This window comes from Oceanobacillus sp. FSL K6-3682, from assembly GCF_037976165.1.
Taxonomy (GTDB): Bacteria; Bacillota; Bacilli; order Bacillales; family Amphibacillaceae; genus Oceanobacillus; species Oceanobacillus sojae.
Window position 1 is genome coordinate 809,046 of record NZ_CP150263.1, and the last position, 20,484, is coordinate 829,529.

Annotated in this window: 18 protein-coding genes, 1 pseudogene and 1 riboswitch; of the genes and pseudogenes, 8 read left to right on the forward strand and 11 right to left on the reverse strand. The window is 38.3% G+C overall.

The genetic code is table 11. The features are described 5' to 3' along the window. Window positions 1-22: 22 nt before the first annotated feature. From MHH51_RS04145 to MHH51_RS04155, 3 genes are all read right to left on the reverse strand, one after another. A complete protein-coding gene (locus MHH51_RS04145) occupies window positions 23-1,684 on the reverse strand; it encodes an IS1182 family transposase (protein WP_339282580.1) in 1,662 nt (553 codons plus the stop codon). 170 nt (window positions 1,685-1,854) lie between these two features. Continuing rightward, window positions 1,855-2,211, reverse strand: coding sequence for a DUF1992 domain-containing protein (locus tag MHH51_RS04150; protein WP_339284638.1), 357 nt, complete (start codon window positions 2,209-2,211; stop codon window positions 1,855-1,857). Window positions 2,212-2,281: 70 nt separating this feature from the next. Continuing rightward, window positions 2,282-2,629 carry a YugN family protein gene (locus MHH51_RS04155; protein ID WP_339284640.1) on the reverse strand — a complete coding sequence of 116 codons (348 nt, stop codon included), beginning with the start codon at window positions 2,627-2,629 and terminating at the stop codon, window positions 2,282-2,284. Between the two features lie 213 nt (window positions 2,630-2,842). Here MHH51_RS04155 and MHH51_RS04160 point away from each other — a divergent pair, with 213 nt between their 5' ends. Beyond that, on the forward strand, window positions 2,843-3,145 hold the full coding sequence (locus tag MHH51_RS04160; RefSeq protein WP_339284641.1) for a PD-(D/E)XK nuclease family transposase: 303 nt from the start codon (window positions 2,843-2,845) through the stop codon (window positions 3,143-3,145). Beyond that, window positions 3,123-4,052 (forward strand): annotated as a pseudogene (locus MHH51_RS04165) (Rpn family recombination-promoting nuclease/putative transposase). Before MHH51_RS04160 ends, MHH51_RS04165 begins: the two are co-directional and overlap by 23 nt. Window positions 4,053-4,126: 74 nt before the next feature. On the opposite strand, the gene MHH51_RS04170 reads toward MHH51_RS04165, so the two are convergent. From MHH51_RS04170 to MHH51_RS04200, 7 genes are all read right to left on the reverse strand, one after another. Continuing rightward, window positions 4,127-4,786 carry a DUF6320 domain-containing protein gene (locus MHH51_RS04170; RefSeq protein ID WP_339284642.1) on the reverse strand — a complete coding sequence of 220 codons (660 nt, stop codon included), beginning with the start codon at window positions 4,784-4,786 and terminating at the stop codon, window positions 4,127-4,129. A gap of 5 nt (window positions 4,787-4,791) precedes the next feature. Next, entirely contained in the window at window positions 4,792-6,048 is a 1,257-nt protein-coding gene (locus MHH51_RS04175; protein ID WP_156985731.1) for an acyltransferase, read from the reverse strand. Between the two features lie 254 nt (window positions 6,049-6,302). Continuing rightward, on the reverse strand, window positions 6,303-6,518 hold the full coding sequence (locus MHH51_RS04180) for a hypothetical protein (protein ID WP_339284644.1): 216 nt from the start codon (window positions 6,516-6,518) through the stop codon (window positions 6,303-6,305). A gap of 77 nt (window positions 6,519-6,595) precedes the next feature. Continuing rightward, entirely contained in the window at window positions 6,596-7,738 is a 1,143-nt protein-coding gene (locus MHH51_RS04185) for an alpha-hydroxy-acid oxidizing protein (protein WP_339284645.1), read from the reverse strand. A gap of 15 nt (window positions 7,739-7,753) precedes the next feature. After that, a complete protein-coding gene (locus tag MHH51_RS04190) occupies window positions 7,754-8,416 on the reverse strand; it encodes a methionine ABC transporter permease (RefSeq protein WP_339284647.1) in 663 nt (220 codons plus the stop codon). Between the two features lies 1 nt (window position 8,417). Beyond that, the gene (locus tag MHH51_RS04195; protein ID WP_147210786.1) at window positions 8,418-9,437 is read right to left on the reverse strand and encodes an ATP-binding cassette domain-containing protein; all 1,020 of its coding nucleotides are present in this window, start codon (window positions 9,435-9,437) and stop codon (window positions 8,418-8,420) included. A gap of 134 nt (window positions 9,438-9,571) precedes the next feature. Then, window positions 9,572-9,667, reverse strand: a riboswitch (SAM riboswitch). Between the two features lie 143 nt (window positions 9,668-9,810). After that, window positions 9,811-10,986, reverse strand: a complete 1,176-nt coding sequence (locus MHH51_RS04200; RefSeq protein ID WP_339284649.1) for a pyridoxal phosphate-dependent aminotransferase — start codon at window positions 10,984-10,986, stop codon at window positions 9,811-9,813. A gap of 305 nt (window positions 10,987-11,291) precedes the next feature. Here MHH51_RS04200 and brnQ point away from each other — a divergent pair, with 305 nt between their 5' ends. Then, window positions 11,292-12,629 (forward strand): branched-chain amino acid transport system II carrier protein, encoded by a 1,338-nt coding sequence (gene brnQ / locus MHH51_RS04205; RefSeq protein ID WP_156985727.1) that lies wholly within the window; start codon window positions 11,292-11,294, stop codon window positions 12,627-12,629. Between the two features lie 36 nt (window positions 12,630-12,665). Here brnQ and MHH51_RS04210 read toward each other — a convergent pair whose 3' ends face one another. Next, a complete protein-coding gene (locus MHH51_RS04210; protein ID WP_339284651.1) occupies window positions 12,666-13,265 on the reverse strand; it encodes a TetR/AcrR family transcriptional regulator in 600 nt (199 codons plus the stop codon). A 148-nt stretch (window positions 13,266-13,413) separates the two neighbouring features. Between MHH51_RS04210 and MHH51_RS04215 the strand changes: the two genes are divergently transcribed. From MHH51_RS04215 to MHH51_RS04235, 5 genes are all read left to right on the forward strand, one after another. Then, window positions 13,414-14,313: an ABC transporter ATP-binding protein gene (locus MHH51_RS04215; protein WP_339284652.1), complete on the forward strand. Its 900-nt coding sequence runs from the start codon at window positions 13,414-13,416 to the stop codon at window positions 14,311-14,313. Further along, the gene (locus MHH51_RS04220) at window positions 14,313-15,905 is read left to right on the forward strand and encodes an ABC transporter permease (protein ID WP_339284653.1); all 1,593 of its coding nucleotides are present in this window, start codon (window positions 14,313-14,315) and stop codon (window positions 15,903-15,905) included. Before MHH51_RS04215 ends, MHH51_RS04220 begins: the two co-directional genes overlap by 1 nt. A gap of 509 nt (window positions 15,906-16,414) precedes the next feature. Further along, the gene (locus MHH51_RS04225) at window positions 16,415-18,070 is read left to right on the forward strand and encodes a sensor histidine kinase (RefSeq protein ID WP_339284655.1); all 1,656 of its coding nucleotides are present in this window, start codon (window positions 16,415-16,417) and stop codon (window positions 18,068-18,070) included. Further along, window positions 18,063-18,791, forward strand: a complete 729-nt coding sequence (locus MHH51_RS04230) for a response regulator (RefSeq protein ID WP_147210792.1) — start codon at window positions 18,063-18,065, stop codon at window positions 18,789-18,791. Before MHH51_RS04225 ends, MHH51_RS04230 begins: the two co-directional genes overlap by 8 nt. Window positions 18,792-18,949: 158 nt before the next feature. Then, window positions 18,950-20,287, forward strand: a complete 1,338-nt coding sequence (locus MHH51_RS04235; protein WP_147210793.1) for a CitMHS family transporter — start codon at window positions 18,950-18,952, stop codon at window positions 20,285-20,287. Window positions 20,288-20,484 lie beyond the last annotated feature (197 nt).

A 20,484-nucleotide genomic window follows, 5' to 3' on the forward strand; every position in this document is an offset into this window, starting at 1 on the left:
AAAAAAAGAGGCTGGGACATAACTAGCCAAAAATAATGAAAAGATGGATTTCACATTGGGTTTTGATGTGAAATCCATCTTTTTTGAAATCATTTATAAGTAGATACATAAAAAAGCAGCTAGAGGCAGTGTATCTTCTCAGATTCACTGCCATTAAGGCGAATCCCAATTCATTATCCACTTTGGATTTTCCTCGTACAGAGAAACGAGTGAAACCCAAATTAGCCTTCAAAAATCCAAAGAAAGGCTCCACATCTATCTTACGTTTTCCGTAAAGCTTGCCCATTTCTTCATCTGAAAGCTGTTCTCGTATCATTTTCTTTTGTGCTTCCCATTTTTCATTATAAAATATTTTCCGATGGTTACCTTCCTTTGCCTTGGTACATTGCTCTCGCAAAGGACAGCCTGTACAATCTTCACATTCATAGACCTTAAATTGTCGCTGGTAACCATACTTGTCTGTGCGTTTGGAGTCATAGCGATAAGTAACAGCTTGACCATTTGGACAAGTAAAGGCATCTATTTCGGCATCATAATCCCAGTTAGCGGTGTTAAAGGGATTATTTTTATATTTTTTCTTCTTCTCTTTGCGGTACATACTATAGGTAATCAAGGCAGTTCGTAACCGGTTCAGGGTGACATCTTCTATATTCTGTTCACTTCCATAAGCCGCATCAGCTACGAGGACATCAGGCAACGCAAAATAATCCTTTTCAATACGATCTAAAAAAGGAATCAGCGTTCGTGTATCGGTAGGGTTCGGAAAAATATCATAGGCTAATGCGTAACGTCCTTCTGTTGCCAATTGCACATTATAAGCAGCTTTCAACTGTCCGTTCTTCATATGGTCATCTTTCAATCGCATAAAGGTTGCGTCGTGATCCGTCTTGGAATAGCTGTTACGTTCTTCTAAAATCTCCAAGGCTTCTTCATATTTTTCTTGACGACAGATGAAATCGTGCACCTGTTTTAAGGCTTGTTTTGGCTGCTTTCGTTCCGAACGCAGGGCTTTTCGGTCTTGTGCTTTTTCAATCGATTCGATTTGTTTCGTATACGTTTGGACTGACTTATCCAAATTCGCTGCCATCTGTTGAAGTTCTTGCGTCGATAGAGCTTCCGGGTTTTCCCGGTTGATTTCTGGAATAATTTCTTTTTCCACTAATTCTTCATAGAGGGCATGGGACTTCTCTACAAGTTTCGTTTGATAACGCTCGATCGATTTTCGCCAGACAAAGGTGAATTTATTGGCATTGGCTTCAATTTTGGTCCCGTCAATAAAGATAGCCTCCGCATCGATCAACTCTTTTTCCACCAGCTGACAACGAAATTGGACGAAGCACTGACGCAATAGTTCTTTTACTTCTGGATTCACACGAAAACGGTTGATAGTACGGTAACTCGGCTCATATCCTTGCGCAAGCCACATCATTCGCACACTATCTTTTAATAATGCTTCGATTTTTCGGCCAGAGAACACCGACTGGGTATAAGCACATAAAATAATTTTCATCATCATACGCGGGTGATAGGCGGGACAGCCTGTTTGACGGGTAAAACCGGTGAAAGCTTCTTCTGGAATCTGTTCGATAAATTCATGGATGGTATAAGCAATATCATTTTCTTGTAATTTCATCTCGAAATCTAATGGCAAAACGACTTGATTTACGTTATAATATTTAAACATAAGGATACCTCGATTCTGTTTTTGTAGTGGTACTTTAACTTTATCAGAAGGTATCCTTTTTTTGTACGTTTATTTCATTTTTTAATCAAATTAAAAAAGTGACTTCCTACTTAAAATCATAGTAGAAAGTCACTTTTTCTATTTTTACTGGCTTTTGTCCCAGCCTCTTTTTATCGAAACAATTTATGCCTAATCCTGCTAGCATATTTACGAAAAACACTGCTTTTATCAAGCTTCCGTTCTTTAGTCAATTTTTGAAAAGCCACTTGTTTTTCTGATAGATCGGCTTGCTTTTCTCCATTCGTTGCAATTTGCATTAAGTCGCGGTGCGATATATATTGCTTTTGATTTTCCTGCTCATCTGAAAGGTAGCCTGCCCGTTTTAAAATACGAAAAGATTGTTTAACCTCTTCAGGCAGTCCTGCAAATTCATCACGCAGATCCAAACGCTGTCCTTTACCAGGCAAATTATCAAATTCACCATCGTCCACTGCCTTTTTAATTTGCTCTTCCACAAAGTGATACATAACGCCCCCTCCTTATGAAATCTGAATATAATTCTTATTTTAGTATGCTAGAACGGAGAAGGAAATTCAACTAGAGATTATTATCAATATGATTGATAATCTGCTGTACTGCTTGTTCTCCTGCCAGCTTCCAATCGTTTTGCTGAAAAGAATTTAAATCTGAATGAACAGCATGTTTAATAATAAGAGGTCTTCCAAATTCAATTTGAACAGATGGCTGGTCGTGTTCTTCTTGTATTACTTGGTAAGGAAGAGATAAATAGAGTCTTTTCCCACCCTGACTGGTAAGAATCCCATCAAAACAGCCTTCCCTCTTATTATTTTTTCCTGCTATATGAAATCCAAGTCCTTCTAGGTGAGGCTTCAATTTTTGAAAAAAACCTCTTTTTCCTGGTAAATGAGTTTCTAATACAATCATTTATAATTTCTCCTTTACATTCTTCTATATAAGTTCAACTTATATAGAACTAGTTTTACCTTCAGTTAAGTAAAACATACGGAAATACAGAGGGATAATCTGTGCAGATTATTTTATAAAAACTTCTTGTTTTAAGAACGTTTGTTCTGTATAATGTGTTTAGATAATCTCTCCTCAGAAAAAAGCCTCACTATCATAAAAGGATGTGTTATTATGCCTCAAATTTGCCTCCGTAAAGTATATTCCTCATCAGAAACAGCGACTCTGTGCATACAGGAAGATTACAAATCATACAACAAGTACCAAAAAAGAAAAGGACGAACCAAGAAAGCATTACTTCAAATACCAAATCATCAATTAATGGATTTGAAGGTGGATTATGCTTTCAAGCAATTGTTTGGAAATGAGAAAAATAAGGATATCACTGTCGTTTTTCTCAATGCGATTCTAGCGAAATCAGGAAGAAATCCAAATATTGAAATTGGCGGCGAATATGAAGGAGATAAAAAAATCTAGATTAGATATCTTCGTTGAGACAGAGAATAAAGAACGGGTCAACATAGAAATTCAAATCAATAATAAGTATAATATGATTAATAGAGCACTGTATTACTGGTCGAGGCTTTTTTCAGAGCAGCTAAAAGAAGGGTAAAGCTATAAAGAACTGTATCCTGTTATCAGCATTAACATTATGCATTTTAACCTGTTGCATGATACAGATTCCTACCATAATATCTTCCGCTTGCATGAGATTCACCAAAAATATCCATTAACTGATATGATCGAATTTCATTTTGTGGAAATCCCTAAATTAATCACCGCATGGAAAAAGAATCAGCTGAATCCATGGGAAGATGTATTAACCTGTTGGTTGCTGTTATTAGGAGTCGTGGACAGAAGAATGAATCATTTCTATGACGATATCTTTCAAGAATTGGAGGAGATTGCGATGGAGGATAAATCTTTAAATATTGCAATGCGTGTCTGGGAAGATTTAAGCCGTACAAAGGAAGAGCGCCGGGAATATGAAATACGCCTGAAGCAAATTTTAGATGAACAATCCATGAATCGGGATAGAGAGTTATTGGAGCAGGAAATGCAAGAACTGAAAACTCAGAAGGATGAACTGGAGATACAAAAAGATGAGCTGGAAACCCAGAAAGATGAGCTGAAAACTCAGAAAGATGAATTGAAGGCGGAGAAAGAAGAAGCGGAAATTAAAAGAAAAAAGGAAGAGACAAAAAGAAGAGAAGAGGGGGGCAGAAGAATTGAAGCTGAGTCAGCATTGGAAGAGTCCACGAAACAGATGGCACTAAAAATGTTAGAACGGGAGATAGATTATATCACAATTACGCAAGTGACTGGGCTTACTTCAGAGCAGTTAGAAATTATTCAGCAAGAAGCGGAGAAAAATGATAAATAGTCTGTAAAATCCCATGATGAAATACGAAACAATAAGGCACATGCTTATAATTGAAAAAAAGCATGTGCCTTTATTTAGAAATGAAATCTCCGTACAATTTCATTCTTCATTGTTTTTTCTGAAAATAGTATCATGCCGATTAATGTCAGCAGAGCATATAAAGCAGTTGCTGCACTCGGCCATAGAACAGTGGACCAGGAGCTTAAGAATAGGATAACGGGTAGAAAGCCGAGAATGACCATCGTTGACATATATCCAATGTATTCCCGCCATTTCATTGGCTTCCGCAGCACAATAATCGTTACAAAAAAGGTTGCCAATGTGACAAGAAACGGGATCACATAATGAATGGACCATTTTGAGCTTCCGGATGCTGCATCTAAAATAAACAGCATGACAGAGAGTGAGATCACTTGAAGGACTACTTTTGATCCGGTATGAGCTCTGGAAAGGAAGGTGTGATTTATAGTCAGTACACCATACAGCACAGGTCCCAATACATATAAAAACCATAGCCTTTCCGGGTTCGTCAGTAAATTAATCAACAAGCTTGTACTAATGCCAAAAATCGCAATAAATAAGACAAGACGCTGAGCAAATCGGCGCCGTTTGACCTTAGTCTCATAAACAGGGTAATATTCATTATCTCCTGTTTTATCAGAAAGCTTACGTTTGCATAACGGGCAATATTTCTGTTTTGTATAGACACTGCAATTTGTGCAATAATGCTGCATTGTTTTCACCTGCTGTCATTGGAGTATACTTCTATCTCCAAATTAAATGTCTTAGAAAGCTCTCTGAAAAAAGTACGAATAATATCCGCTTCTTTAATCATTCTCGAAAATGAAATCACAAGCTCATCTCCAACTGCAATCATCGCTCCATTAATAGGGCTTTTTTTACTAGGATATAAAATAATCTCCATGTGTGAGATATGTGACTTCATTGCTTCTGGCAGCTGTACCTTCCCTACATTCGTCATTGTCATCGCTTTGGTACGTTCACTAAAACTCCTATAACCATAGCGGATTGCATGATATTTAAGAGGAAGCGGAATGAACCTGGCTGTTAGTCTTGTCTGCCATTTTACCCGGTCATTAATACTTTGCTGTAGGCTTTCTTTCCGCACTTTTTCCCGCAGCTGCTTTGATACCTCAGAAATAATTTCTTCTAATGTTGTTGTTTCCGTAACCGCCATGCCAATATTGACAACTCCAAAAAAATTGCGCAGCGTATTTGAAGGGAAAAGATTTCTCAAATTAACAGGAATGGCGATTTTTATTTCCTCCTGGTAAGCTCGGAATTTCAATCTTTCTTTATAAATAGCTGCAATAATAAGTGCTGAAATAAAGGCGGTAATTGTTGTTCCATGCTTTTTAGCAAGCTTGTGTACCTTCTCTGCGCTCATTTTTCCATGGATGACAATTGTCTGATCTATTAACCCGCCGCGGATTTGGTAAGAAGATGCTTCTTTGAATTTTTGCGGTTTTTCATCTGTTACGTAATTTTGGTAACTGTCATCCCGCTCATAATAGCTTGGTTCATCATGAATGTTAATTAGTGTGCTTTCATAACTTACGTCTTCGCCCAGATGAAGGAGATAATGATAAATAAGTGCCTTTATAAATTCTAAAGCGCCTGTACCATCTGTTACAGAGTGAAAAAATTCCACAGCTATTCTTTTCTTATAATAGGTAACACGCATCAAGAAGCCGTTTGTTTCTATAGGATCAATGGGTGCGCATGGATATTGGTTTTCATACTGAACAAAAAGCTTTTCATTATTTTCAACAAGGAAATCCCAAAATAAACCTTTGCTGAGCTTTACTGCAAACATTGGCAGACGCTTGATAACGTCATCAAGTGCAAGCTGTAGCTTATCAGGCTGCACAGTTTCCTTCATTACTGCTGCGAGCCGGAAAACTGAAGAATTTGTCTGTTCAGATACAGCATGAAACATTTTGCCTGCATTATCAAGTTTATACCATTCATCCATCTTTCGAACACCTCTTAAACGTTCTGATTTTGCTTGTGCAATATCTATCTGGATAGAACCAGTTTCAATTATAAGCTTTAACTTTTACTTTAACAGATGGTGCCCTTTTTTTGTACTATAACAAGTATCAAATTAAAAAAAGGTTTATATTTTAAAAGTGGAATGGTATTTCGTGTCTATCATAGAAATTATACACCATCATTTCTGTATAAAAAAAGAGTAACCACACGTATTACCGTAAAGTTACTCCTTATCTAAATAAAGAAAATGATATAAACAGAAAATGCTCCAAACACAATAATATAAAAAAGAATTTTAGCAATCGTCGGCTTCTTCAATATATCGTAAACAGCGGTAGCAGCAATAATAAGCAGTGCAATAATCATGGTTACTGTATTCAGGAAAAAAGTAATTAAAATACCTGAAATCAAAAACAATATACCTATTACTATATTTTCTTTTCTTTTCATAAGTCTCCTCCAAATTATTGAAACCTGAGCTGCTTCATAAAAGAAAAGAGCAGACAGGAACCCGCTCTTTATAACAATTAATAATCAGAGCCTTTTAAAGTAAGCTGCTTCACTTCTTCAACTGTCTTTGCTCCAGATAAAGCCATTGATACAGAAACCTCTTGTGCAAGGTTGGCAAATATCTTTTGAACACCTGATTCACCCTGCAGAGCCAGTGCATATGCATAAGGGCGTCCAAGTAAAATTGCGTCAGCGCCCAGTGCCAGAGCTTTAATTACGTCTGCTCCCCGGCGGATGCCGCTGTCAAAGAGCAGTGGGAAATCTGGACCGACAGCTTTACGGATAGCCGGTAATGCTTCCAGACTTGGAATAATCCCGTCCATTTGTCTGCCACCATGATTAGAAACAATAATCCCGTCAATCCCGGCCTCTATAGCCTGTTTTGCATCTCCCGGATGAAGAATACCTTTTAAAAAGATTGGCAGATTTGTACGCTGATGTAACTCTGCTATGTTGTCCCAGTGAAGATGTGGATGATGCAGATTCTCGATAATTGAATCAATTTCATTCTGGCCTTCTTTCAGTCCTTTTTGAAAAGCTGGATCCTGTACATAGTTGGCTTTTCCATACCCTTTTTTCAAGGGAGAATATTGATAGCGCATATCATCTTCCCGCCATCCAAGCATTACTGTATCCACAGTTACTACAATCGCTTCATAGCCTGCTTTTTCTGCCCGTTCTGCCATGCTGTAGGAAATAGCATCATTACTTGACCAATATAATTGAAACCATTTTGGTCCTTCAGGCACAGCCTCTGAGACCTCTTCGATAGACCTGGCAGTAACGGTGCTTTGAATATATGGAATATTCATAGAGGCAGCCACATTTGCAATGGCAAAGTCGGGCTCCTCATGGACCATTTTTAAATGGCCGATGGGAGCCACCATAAATGGAAAAGCATATTCTTTTCCAAGAATACGAATAGATGTGTCCACCTGAGATACATTACTTAAACATCTTGGAATAATGGAATATTGCTCAAAGGCCGCTCTATTTTTTCTTAATGTTTCCTCACCGCCGGCGCCGGAGCGGATGTGACCAAACACTTCTTCAGGTAAGGTATGCTTTGCTGCAGCTTCAAGCTGTTCGGGTCCGATAGGAAAGGAATCCTGTATAGTTATATGCTCTAGAAAAGAGCCTTTTTGCGATGATACTGACATATTTTTTACCTCCGTTTAATCTTTTTTCATCCGCGCCGCAAGCCGGTTTCCGATAGATTGGATACCTTGGACGATAATAATCAGGAGAATAACAGTGACATACATCACATCTGTTTCATAACGCAGATGTCCAAATCTGTATGCAAGGTCACCTAAGCCCCCGGCACCAACAAGGCCTGCCATAGCTGTTGCCCCGATAAGACTGATTGTTGCAATGGTTAAAGCCAGTACAATTGCCGGTCTGGCTTCACGAAGCATAACATTCCAAATGATGTGATGTGTTTTTACCCCCATTGCACGGTATGCTTCAATAACACCTTGGTTTACCTCCAGCAAGGAAGATTCAATAAGTCTGGCTATATATGGAGCAGCATTAACAACGAGTGGTACAATAGCTCCTTCCACACCAATAGAGGTGCCTACTACGAATTTGGTGAATGGAAGCATAAAAAATAAAAGAATAATAAACGGAATCGAACGAATGACATTTATTAGTAAATTAAAAAACTGATAGACAAATTTATTTTGCAAGGGTTGCCCGGGACGTGTCAAAATTAAGATGATGGCTAAAATGATACCTATAAGTACTGAGAAAGCAAGAGAAATAGCAACCATTAGAAATGTATCTTTTATTGCTTCGTAAAATATTGGCAGCCATTGATCAATAAATGATTGCATATTAGTTTACCCCCAATTCTTCTATCTCTACGCCTTGTTCCTGCAAGAAAGAGAGTGATTGTTCTACTTGATGATCATTACCAATCAAATGAACGACGATATTACCGACAATTCCATTTTTTAATTCGATAATATTTGCTGTCAGAATATTTGGCTCTACATAAAATTGCTGTGTAACCTTGGATAACAGCGGCTGTCCTGTATTTTCGCCCAGGAAGGTCAGACGAACAACTTTTCCTTCCAGCTTCAATTCATTAACCAGACGGTCAGATAATTTCCGCTGTGAAATTGTATTGAGGAATTTTTTTGTTGTCGGTTGTTTTGGCTTTGTAAATAATTCAATCGTAGACCCTTGTTCAATAAGATTTCCATTTTCAATAACATATACATAATCACATATTTTTTGAATAACGTTCATTTCATGCGTGATTAATAGAATTGTAATCCCGAGCTCTGCATTAATTTTTAGTAATAGCTCGAGAATGGAATTGGTTGTTTCGGGGTCTAATGCGCTGGTTGCTTCATCACTCAGGAGCACCTGTGGTTCCTGAGAAAGTGCTCTTGCAATAGCTACACGCTGCTTCTGACCACCGGAAAGCTGAGCAGGGTAAGAATCTTTTTTCTCAACTAAATCAACAATTTCAAGGTATTTAACAACTCGTTCAGCAATCTTTGATTTCGGTACGCCGAGTAATTTTAAAGGGATTGCAATATTGTCGTAGACGGTAGCTGTTTTTAATAAATTAAAATGCTGAAAAATCATGCCGACTTTTTGTCTTGTTTGCCGAAGCTTTTCTTTTGATAGTTTTGTTAAATCAATTCCGTCAATCCATACCTTTCCCTTAGATGGCGTTTCCAGTAAATTGACACAGCGTATTAATGTACTTTTTCCTGCACCACTATAGCCGATCACGCCATGGATTTCTCCTTTATTGACAGAAATCGTTACATTGTCTAATGCAGTAACATCTTTTCCTTTTTTGGACGGAAAAATTTTTGTGACATTCTCTAACTTAATCATTGATGTTCTTCCTGCCTTTCTATTTTTAAGCGGGGGGATGTTATCATCTGTGCGCTTTAATATAATATCTGCACAATTCATAAAAAGAGCCTCTCTGTTGAAAGAGAGGCCCGAAAATATGGTCTTATTTTCTGCTCTCATCTTTCAAGACGAATGTCTTGCTGGAATTAGCACCTTTTTAAGGTTGCCGAGCTTCAACGGGCCAGTCCCTCAGCTACTCTGGATAAGAGATATATTATTTATAGAGGATGTTCAAGAAGTCCCTGAGGTAAAGCGGTCAATCTCATCTGTGACATAGCTTTTTCAGTGGCATTTTTTGAACTCGCAATTATAGAATTGTATTATTTAAAAATAGCCTATTTTATATGTTTCGTCAATGCTTATTTTGAAATAAGTCAAGTTTTTCAATACGGCAAATTGCTTCACGAATACGCTCGTCCTCGACAAGTAATCCGACACGTATATAACCTTCCCCGGTTTTCCCAAAACCATTACCTGCTGCAACGGCTACATTTGCTTCCTTTAATAAATAATCCGCAAATTCTTCACTTGTAAATGCTGCCGGCACTGGAAGCCAGGCAAAGAAGGAGCCTTTTGGAGCTGTTACATCCCAGCCGATGCGTTTGCATTCTTCCAGTAAAACATTTCTGCGCTGTTCATAAAGCTTTACAAGAGAGGTAACGCAGCTTTGGTCACCTGATAATGCTTCGGCAGCAGCCTTTTGGATAGCTGGAAAAAGGCTGACAAATAAATGATCCTGCAGAATATTGATAGCTTCAATCATATCTTTATTTCCGGCAGCAAACCCGACGCGCCAGCCTGCCATATTATATGTTTTGGAGAGGGTATATAGCTCAACGCCAACATCTTTTGCGCCTTCTGTTTGCAGGAAGCTCACCGGCTGATAATCGTCAAACCCGATTGCGCCATATGCAAAATCATGGATGATTCCAATATCATTTTTCTGCGCTAATGCAATGGTATCTTCAAAAAATTCCTTTGTTGCAACTGCTCCGGTCGGGTTATTCGGATAGTTGAGATATAATAGCTTAGCAAGTTTTTTCTGTTCATCTGTTAAGGCAGTATAGTCCGGTAAAAAATCGTTTTCTTCTAATAACGGAAAGGTGTCATAAGTAACATCTGCTAATGGTACACTGGACAGATAATCCGGGTATCCTGGATCAGGTAAGAGCATTAATTCACCCTGATCCATTAGAGCTAAAGGAAGTTCTACTAAGCCGATTTTACTGCCAAATAAAATAGCAATTTCTGAAGCGGGATCTAGATCAACATCATATTCTCTTTTATAAAACTGTGCTGCAGCCAGCTTTAATTCATCTGTACCACGGAAAGGAGAGTATTTATGTGTAACAGGATTTTCAACACTTTCCTGAAGGGCGCGGATAATATGCGGTGGCGTAGGCTGATCTGGATTTCCTTGACCTAAGTTAATAATATCTCTTCCTTCTGCTATTGCAGCAGCTACTTTACCTGCAAGTGCAGCAAAGAATTGGGAAGGAAGCTGTTCTACACGACGGGATAATTTCATAATCTATCGACCTCTTTATACTATAATTTGTAAATGTTTTCTCAGTCTACCTGGCAGAGGATTTCCTGACTGAATGAATTTTCACTTTATAATTATATATAATAGTATAAGTTTGCAGAGAGATTGTCTATCAAAAAAAGATAAGGTGCTGGTAGATGTTTTTGGGATTTTTTTCCAAATAAACTATTTCACCCTGCTTTCCATTGCATTTCATATTTGAAAGTAGTAACATAGAAATCGTGTCAAATTATGTTAAATAATTAGATAATTCCAAGAATTATAGGTTTGGAAATAGGAGGAATAAAATGAATACCAAACTGCGTATAGGAAATTATTTAGCAATTGCATTTATGTTATTTGCTTTATTTTTTGGAGCGGGGAACTTGATTTTCCCGGCACAGCTGGGACAACTGTCAGGTGGTAACCTCACGCCAGCTATAATAGGATTTTTAGCAACCGGAGTAGGGCTGCCTTTTCTCGGTATTATGGCAATGGGCTTCTCTGGAAAAAATAATCTGCAAGAGCTTGCGAGCCGTGTTCATCCTATCTATGGACTTGCGTTTACAGCATTACTTTACTTAACCATTGGCCCATTCTTCGCAGCGCCAAGAACAGGAACAGTTGCTTACGAGGTAGGCATTGCTCCATATGTAAGTGATGGAGCGCATTCTACAGTTTTATTAATTTTTACTGGAGTATTTTTCTTGATTACACTGCTTTTTTCATTATTTCCATCGAAAATTGTTGATAATATTGGGAAATTCCTGGCGCCGGCTCTTGTTATTTTACTGCTTGTTCTATTAGCAGTTGCATTCTTCAATCCGATGGGCTCTATCCAGTCTCCAGACGAAACGTATCAATCTGCAGCCTTTTTTACCGGGTTTATTGAAGGATATAATACTATGGATGCCTTAGCTGCTCTGGTATTTGGGATCATTATTATTAATGTTATTAAAGGTTTTGGAATTACGAATAATAATCAAATCTTATCTGCTGTTACTAAGATTGGTTTAACATCAACAGCATTACTCGCAATTATCTATGTAGGGATATCCTACTTAGGGGCAACCAGTGTAACAGAGTTAGGTGTATTTGATAATGGAGGGCCTGTGTTAAGTGGTGCAGCATCGCATTACTTTGGCACATTTGGAGCCATTTTGCTCGCAGCTATTATTATATTGGCATGTCTGACAACAGCAATTGGATTGGTTACAGCAAATGCGGAATATTTTCATTCCTTAATCCCTGCTATTGGCTATAAGCCGTTTGTCTTTTTCTTTTCCATCTTAACATTTGTAGTAGCTAATTTTGGTCTGGAAAATATTATTTCTTACTCTGTACCTGTGCTGATGTTTCTATACCCACTAGCTATGGTATTAGTTTTATTAACATTTGTGTCACCAATTTTCAATCATTCACGCCTTGTTTACATCCCGACCATTGCGGTCACTTTCCTTTTTAGTATCATAGATGGTCTTGTAGCACTTTACGGATCATTAGAATTGGAGCTGCCTGAATGGCTGGATGTTCTTGTTGAAACACTAGGTGATGTTCTTCCGCTTTATGCAGAAGGACTGGGCTGGCTTATCCCGGCAGCTGTTGTAGCGGTGATTATGATTATTATTGCGAAAGTGAAAGATTAAATAGAAATAAAACCTGACTGTCAGATGAAAAACCTTTCAGTCAGGTTTTTTAATTTCTCCACTGCCTGCAATACCATAGAAGAACAGCTTCATTAATTCTTCCGTTAATGGAACAAGCTGTTCGATAGCGTCACCTTTTTGCAAATAATCGGTAAACATTTGCAAATAGACGAAGATAGCGGTATCGCTGATAGCAGGATCAATGAAGCCTTCATCTCTGCCTTGCTGAACGAGCTGCATCATTGCAGGCAGTGCTTTTTCTTGATAAAGGTGCTCAATAAAATTGCCAGGTATTTTGTATTGGTCCATCATATAGTTGGAAAATTCCTCGTGTAAATCATTTACAGTTTGTGCCTCAGAAAATATAAACTGCTTCATCTTCTCTTCGTATGATATCGGCTCTTCAATCAGTTTATGGTATTTTTCCCATGTTTGATTCACAAAGTAAATAAGTGCTTCATACAATAACTTTTCTTTGCTCTCAAAATAATTATAAATAGTTACCTGTGAAACATTTGCTTCCTTCGCTATCTTTGAGATGGAAACCTTTTTGATACCCTCTTTTTGAAAAAGTGCTGCACTTGTATTTAAAATTTTTTCTTTTTTAACCAATGTTCTTCTTTCAAAACCGTCCATAGCTTGCCACCTCCATTTTTATCATATCATATTTGGAAATGAAATATAAACATAAAAATATTTCAAAACTTATTGACCTAAGATGATTTTATCTATATTATGAAATATATAAGGTATAATATTTCAAAACTTTCGGGGAGGGTTTCTTATGACTGTGCTTCAGCTGGATAGGGTAACGAAAAAATTTGGTGATTTTCAAGCGCTGGATCAAGTGTCGATGGAATTAAATAAAGGGGAAATTTACGGATTTATTGGACCAAATGGAGCGGGAAAGTCAACAACGATACGTATTTTATTGGGAATGTTAAAGGCAACAGACGGACGTGCAACCATATTTGGAAAGGATGCCTGGAAGGATGCTGCAGAGATTCATAAGCGCTGTGCTTATGTTCCAGGAGATGTTTATGTATGGCCAAATTTAACGGGCGGTGAAGTAATTGATGTTTTATTGAAAATGAATGGCAGTTATTCGGAAAAGAAGCGCGATGAATGGGTGGAACGATTTCAGTTCGATCCGACTAAGAAAGCAAGATCTTACTCAAAAGGAAACCGGCAAAAGATTGCTTTGATTGCTGCATTTGCTTCAGAAGCTGATTTATTTATTTTGGATGAGCCGACATCAGGCCTTGATCCACTAATGGAGCATACCTTTCAGCAGGGAGTAAGGGAAGTGAAAGAAGCAGGAAAGACGGTTCTTTTATCAAGTCATATTTTATCGGAGGTCGAGAAGCTTTGTGATCGTGTTGCGATTATTCGTAAAGGGAAAATCATTGAAAGAGGTACACTGAATGATTTGCGTCATTTAACAAGGATGCAGATGCAGGTGGAAACCAGAGAATCTCCAGAAGGGTTAGCAAAGCTTTCCGGCGTGCATCAGCTGGAAGAAGAAAGAGGCCATTTTACTTTTCAGGCAGATACAGACCATATGGAAGAGATTATCGACTATTTAAACAAATATGGTGTGCGGAAAATGGAGAGTACACCGCCAACATTAGAAGATTTATTTATGCGTCATTATGAGGAAAGAAGCAGTGAGGAGAATGCGTAATGAGAAAGCAAATCAAAGGAACTAGGATTCTTTTTCCTATTTTACTTCGGCAGCATCGGCTTCGATTGCTTCTGTGGCTGGCAGGTCTTGTTTCGGTGACTTGTTTCGTAGCTTATGCTTATCCAGAAATGTATCCGGATCAGGCGTCCAGAGAAGCGTATTCTATCACCATGGAAAACCCGGCAATGATTGCGATGCTTGGAATAGGGTATGAGCATTATCAGGAAATCGGCAGCCTGTTTGCACTGGAGATGCTGTTGTTCTCTGCGATTGCAGTGGCTGTTATGAATATTTTACTCATGTCTAAGCTGACAAGAGATGATGAGGAGAATGGCAACTTAGAGCTTGTCCAATCAAGATCTGTCGGGCGTTTAAGTTATTTGACGGCTTCCTTTATGGTTATGCTGTCTGTGAATATTTTATTTGTTATTCTGCTTGCGGCAGCAATGGGGTCTATGCAAATAGAAGGGTTTGGATTTACAGGAGTTGTTCTTTATAGTGGTCTTTTGGGCAGCTTTGGACTGCTGTTTGGCACCATGACCGCATTTTTTGCTCATTTCGTTACCTCCTCAAGGGGAACGAGTGTATTAAGCTTTGCTGCGTTATTTTTCTTCTATCTTTTACGTGCTGTCGGGGATGTGAATGTGGTGTTTTTATCTTGGATCAGTCCGCTTGGCTGGCTGTCAAGAGCATACGTTTTTGTTGAAAATAATGTATTTCCAATTGGTTTATTGCTAGTAAGCAGTCTTGGACTTGGAATCTTGGCATTTATCCTTCAGTCAAAACGTGATATTGGAGATGGATTATTACCTGAACGGGCAGGCTCTGTCCATGCTTCTGCCTTTTTGAAAACAAAGGTCGGGCTGGTCATGCGTTTACAAAAAACAATGATTTTCATGTGGACGATTGGCATTTTGCTGCTTAATATTGTTTTTGCACTTATATTAGGTGATTTAGAAGCCTTCTTTTTAGAAAATGAAGCAATGCAGGCCTTTTTAACGGGGGAAGGCAGTGTAATGGAGCAGTTTATTATTTTATTGATGGGCATTATGGCATTATTTATCACAGCGCCGGTCATCATCAGTTTTTTGAGGCTGCGCGGAGAAGAGAAAGCCAATCGGACAGAGCTTGTATTCAGCAGGGCAGTATCACGGATGCAGCTGCTGAAGGCTTATCTCATACCATCTATCCTGATTGCAGTTCTGCTGCCAATATTGCAGGCGATGGCATTATGGAGCGCGGGAGCGGCAGTCAGTGAGGATATGATGCCATTTTCAGATGTACTGGGGGCTTCTATGGTTTATATCCCTGCTCTTTTACTTGTATTGGGGATGGCTGTTTTATTCATCGGCTGGCTGCCGAGAGCTGCTTCACTTGTATGGCTATTTCTTGTCTACGGATTTATCGTAATCTATTTAGGAGATATTTTAGAGCTTCCGGATTGGGTACGAAGTCTATCAATCTATGAACATGTTCCGGTTTATCCAAGCGAGGAGCTATCTTATGCAGCATTACTGATTCTATGCGGAATAAGTGTATTCTTGTTATTTATTGGCGCAATGGGATATAAGCGGCGTGATATAGAAGGGTAACAGATGGAGAAAAATAACGTGACTGCAAAAATTTTAAACAAGGGATTTAACCTTTTGTTTGTAAGGAAGGATAGTATATAATTATAAACTAATTGAAAGTAATCTCTTTAACTAGTTTGTTGTAAGAGGTTACTTTTTATGTTCGTAATAATTAGCGTAGAGAGAAGTAGATCAGTATGCATCCGAATGGTGCATATTGTCACGAAAGTGAAAACAAATACCAATACCAATACCATGGCATATCTTCCCCGCCAGATTAGAAAAAGGCCTGGGACACTTTATGGAAGGAAATAGAGATAAAAATGTAAATGGATTTACGATCAATGGTTAGACAAATGCAGCTGGGATTATACAATGATAGTATATTCATAGAAAAGTGACATATTTATCTCTTTCCCTTTATAATAGAATCGTATAAAGATTGAAAAAACTTGAAACAGAAGGATTTGGATAAAGCTGTCGATACACAAGCTTTCTTACAAGTTTTACATAACGAGGAGATTAATAATATGTTTCAATCGTATAAGCCAAATAAAAAGGGGAATTTTGAACCTGAATCAACATGGAGTTTAAAAAGCAAGATGATACTCCTGATCACCTTGCTGATATTGGGTATTTTTATTCTTTTTACTTGGTTTCTCCATTCATTTATTTCTAACACCATTGAAGACCAGGTTGGGAAACGTGCACTAAGTGTTGCCAAAAGTGTTGCCAATATCCCAGAAATAAGATCAGCTTTCGAGTTAAAAGACCCTGCTTCGGTCATTCAGGAAACGGTAGCTCCTATATTGGAAGAAACTGGTGCGGAATTTATTGTTGTAGGCAACCAGGAGGGAATTCGCTATTCCCATCCAAACTCAGAAAGAATTGGAGAAAAAATGATAGGTGGAGACAATACCCGAGCTTTACAAAATGGAGAAGCTTATATATCTCAGAGCGAGGGGTCACTTGGTTTGTCTATTCGTGGAAAGGTGCCAGTAAGAAATAACGCAGGGAATATTATCGGTGTAGTGTCTGTAGGCTTTCTAAGCGAGGATGTCCAAAGCATTATAGCGAATCAGAGTAAGTCCCTATGGCTTACCATGATAGGAATTATCGTATTAGGAATTGCAGGTGCCATTTTAATTGCGTACCATATAAAAAAGTTATTGTTCAATATGGAACCAAAGGATATTTCTTATTTACTACTGCAAAAGGAAGCAATATTGCAGTCCACGCATGAAGGAATGATAGCAGTTAATCATAATGGAATGATAATCATGATGAACAAAGCAGCAAAACAGATCTTATTTCATGAGGACCAGCAGTTTGATCAATTTTCAGGAAAATCAATTAATCAACTGATTCCCAATACCGGTTTGTCTGAAGTACTGAAAAGCGGGAAGAGCCAGTACGATAAGGAAATGATATTAGGTAACTCTATTGTCATAGTAAATCAAGTACCTGTTTATATGGAAGGGAAAATAGCAGGGGCAGTTTCTACTTTTCGGAAAAAAACAGAAATAGAGCATGTGACGCGGGAACTCCAACAAATTAAACAGTATGCAAATGCCCAACGTGCTCAAACACATGAATTTTCCAATAGTTTATATACCATTCTTGGCTTGCTTCAGTTAGGAGAACACAAAGAAGCTATCGATTTTATTAAAAAGAAAAGAAATATTCAAGAGGAGCAATCGCAAATCTTAACACAACATGCAGCTGATCCAGTTGTTCAAGGACTTTTGCAAGGGAAAATTAATCAGGCGAATGAACTTGGAGTGACCATTTCTATTCACCCGGACAGTCAACTCAATCATGCTTACCATGGGAACAAGCAGGAGGCATTAATTACTGGAATTGGGAACATGCTTGAAAATGCGTTAGAATCCGTAAAAGATAATCAGGAGGGGGAGCAGCAAATCAGTCTATTTTTCACTGACATTGGGGATGATATCGTGGTAGAGGTGGATGATTCTGGCCAGGGTGTATCAGAAGAGGCGGCAGTCCATATCTTTGAACAGGGATACTCTACAAAAGGAGAAGAAAATCGAGGAATAGGGTTGGCCTTGACACAAAATATCGTCCAAAAACAAGGCGGTCAAATCATGTTGGAAGAAGGAGAAATGGGCGGTGCCTGTTTTGTAATGATTATACCTAAGAATGGGGGGGATTCGGATGAATGATAGCATACAGGTTCTTATTATCGAAGACGATTTTCGAATTGCTGAAATAAATCGAAGATATGTAGAGAAGGTAGAAGGCTATATGATTCAGGAAGTAGTAAAAACAGGAGAAGAGGCACTTACCTATCTTAAAAATTGCACTTCTCGTCCACAGCTGATTCTGTTAGATATTTACATCCCCGATGTAAAAGGTTTGGAGCTGCTTTGGCAAATACGCCATTTCTATCATGAAATCGACTTAATCCCCATTACTGCAGCTAACGAGACAGTAACCATTCAAGAAGCATTAAGGGGAGGAGCTTTTGATTATATCGTAAAACCTGTCGATGCTGATCGTTTTGCGCAGTCCCTGGAGCGATATAAGGAATACCGGAAAATTTTTTCTGCTAAAGAGACGTTAAGCCAAAGTGAAATTGACGTTTTCACAGGTATTACAAACGCCGGTTATCCATCTTACTCCAGTAGTACAAATATGAATTTGCCTAAAGGAATTGATCCGATTACATTGAATGATATCAGACAACTTTTAGAAGCGGATAAAGAGAACGGGATTACTGCTGTGGAGCTAAGTAAGAAAATTGGAACGAGCAGGTCAACGGCTCGTCGTTACTTAGAATACCTGGTGTCTGCGAAAGAGGTTCATACGACATTAAAATACGGAACTGTCGGTAGACCAGAACGAGAATATATGCATCGTGAAACTTATGAACAAAATGATTAATATGAGAAATAAACAACTTATGAAAAGAAGGTTCCGCCTTCTTTTTTTTCATGCTATTTTATTTATTAATCGAAAAAAATGTTACCGCTTTCAAAGTGGAATGGAATTATTAGCAATCACGAGGATTAATAAATAGTATGAAATGAGGGGAAATAGGGATGTTAAGTTTAATAGGATTTGCAACAATACTGGCAATTGTTATTTTATTGATTAGAGGTAAGGTTCAACCGATTATTGCCATGGTATTAATACCAATTTTAGGGGCTTTTCTTGCTGGTTTTGGATTGGGGGAAATTGGAACTTTTTTTAATGAAGGAATTGCTACTGTTATCAATGTTGCTGTTATGTTCATTTTTGCAATTCTTTTCTTCGGTGTAATGTCGGATGCCGGATTGTTTGATCCTTTTATCAATAAAATGGTTGCGCTTTCTCGGGGGAATGTTATTGCTGTAAGTGTAGCGACTGTGTTTATTGCAGCTATTGCACATTTGGATGGTTCTGGAGCGTCGACATTTCTTATTACGATTCCAGCACTGCTTCCGCTGTATAAACGTTTGAACATGAATCCATATTTGCTGCTTCTTTTGGTCGCAGGAAGTGCAGCTATCATGAATATGGTTCCGTGGGCTGGGCCTTTAGGACGTACTGCATCTGTTTTAGGTGAGGATGTTACACAATTATGGTACCCTCTCATTCCAATCCAAATCATTGGGATGGTATTGATGATCGGTATAGCGATATTTCTTGGATTTAAAGAAAAAAAGAAAATTGAACAACGCTACGGAAAACTGCAGGGTGCTGCTGCATTGGAGAATACAGCTAAAGATATAGATGGTGAAAGCAATTCTGGAGAGAAAGATTTCTCCAATAAAAATCAATATGCGCGTCCAAAATTACTTTGGGTAAATGCAATTATTGCAATAGGTGTTATAGTACTGTTAGTATCAGGAATCATTCCAGCTGGTCTTGCATTTATGATTGGGCTTAGTTTTGCACTGCCGATCAACTATCCGAAAATGAAAGACCAATCAGAAAGAATTAAAGCTCATGCATCAAGTGCATTGACGATGGCAACTATCATTTTGGCAGCTGGAACATTTTTAGGAATTTTAACAGGAACAGGGATGCTGGATGCAATAGCAGAAGATGGTGTGACAATCATGCCTGAAGCCGTTGGGCCATATTTACATCTTATTATTGGTTTCTTAGGAGTACCTCTTGACTTACTAACAAGTACAGACGCATATTACTTTGGATTGCTGCCTGTTGTGGAACAGATTGCTTCAGGTTTTGGCGTAGAGTCAGTATCTACTGCATATGCAATGGTTATTGGAAACATCGTAGGGACATTTGTTAGTCCGCTTGCACCAGCAGTTTGGCTGGCGCTTGGTCTATCAGGCTTAGAAATGGGGCGCCATATCAAATATTCTCTTCCTTGGTTATGGGGACTAAGTATTGTATTAGTAATCATTGCAGCATTAATTGGTGTTATTTAAGAAGGTTTTGTACGGCGCTGAGTATTGCTTGGCCTTCTCTCAATATGTGTAAAAGGAACAGTTGTTATTGTTAGCGACTGTTCCTTTTGTCGTTTTGTAGTACTTATTGTCGAAATATCTTAGGATTTTTCTCTAAATTTGTAATTTAGTATATAAATTTTTGAGTATAAGTAGTAAAATAATAAAATTAGAATGTT

Excerpts from the sequence above, each read along its gene's own strand:
- MHH51_RS04145 (WP_339282580.1), bottom strand. The coding sequence starts at position 1,684 with ATGTTTAAATATTATAACGTAAATCAAGTCGTTTTGCCATTAGATTTC.
- MHH51_RS04150 (WP_339284638.1), bottom strand. The coding sequence starts at position 2,211 with ATGTATCACTTTGTGGAAGAGCAAATTAAAAAGGCAGTGGACGATGGT.
- MHH51_RS04155 (WP_339284640.1), bottom strand. The coding sequence starts at position 2,629 with ATGATTGTATTAGAAACTCATTTACCAGGAAAAAGAGGTTTTTTTCAA.
- MHH51_RS04160 (WP_339284641.1), top strand. The coding sequence starts at position 2,843 with ATGCCTCAAATTTGCCTCCGTAAAGTATATTCCTCATCAGAAACAGCG.
- MHH51_RS04170 (WP_339284642.1), bottom strand. The coding sequence starts at position 4,786 with ATGCAGCATTATTGCACAAATTGCAGTGTCTATACAAAACAGAAATAT.
- MHH51_RS04175 (WP_156985731.1), bottom strand. The coding sequence starts at position 6,048 with ATGGATGAATGGTATAAACTTGATAATGCAGGCAAAATGTTTCATGCT.
- MHH51_RS04180 (WP_339284644.1), bottom strand. The coding sequence starts at position 6,518 with ATGAAAAGAAAAGAAAATATAGTAATAGGTATATTGTTTTTGATTTCA.
- MHH51_RS04185 (WP_339284645.1), bottom strand. The coding sequence starts at position 7,738 with ATGTCAGTATCATCGCAAAAAGGCTCTTTTCTAGAGCATATAACTATA.
- MHH51_RS04190 (WP_339284647.1), bottom strand. The coding sequence starts at position 8,416 with ATGCAATCATTTATTGATCAATGGCTGCCAATATTTTACGAAGCAATA.
- MHH51_RS04195 (WP_147210786.1), bottom strand. The coding sequence starts at position 9,437 with ATGATTAAGTTAGAGAATGTCACAAAAATTTTTCCGTCCAAAAAAGGA.
- MHH51_RS04200 (WP_339284649.1), bottom strand. The coding sequence starts at position 10,986 with ATGAAATTATCCCGTCGTGTAGAACAGCTTCCTTCCCAATTCTTTGCT.
- brnQ (WP_156985727.1), top strand. The coding sequence starts at position 11,292 with ATGAATACCAAACTGCGTATAGGAAATTATTTAGCAATTGCATTTATG.
- MHH51_RS04210 (WP_339284651.1), bottom strand. The coding sequence starts at position 13,265 with ATGGACGGTTTTGAAAGAAGAACATTGGTTAAAAAAGAAAAAATTTTA.
- MHH51_RS04215 (WP_339284652.1), top strand. The coding sequence starts at position 13,414 with ATGACTGTGCTTCAGCTGGATAGGGTAACGAAAAAATTTGGTGATTTT.
- MHH51_RS04220 (WP_339284653.1), top strand. The coding sequence starts at position 14,313 with ATGAGAAAGCAAATCAAAGGAACTAGGATTCTTTTTCCTATTTTACTT.
- MHH51_RS04225 (WP_339284655.1), top strand. The coding sequence starts at position 16,415 with ATGTTTCAATCGTATAAGCCAAATAAAAAGGGGAATTTTGAACCTGAA.
- MHH51_RS04230 (WP_147210792.1), top strand. The coding sequence starts at position 18,063 with ATGAATGATAGCATACAGGTTCTTATTATCGAAGACGATTTTCGAATT.
- MHH51_RS04235 (WP_147210793.1), top strand. The coding sequence starts at position 18,950 with ATGTTAAGTTTAATAGGATTTGCAACAATACTGGCAATTGTTATTTTA.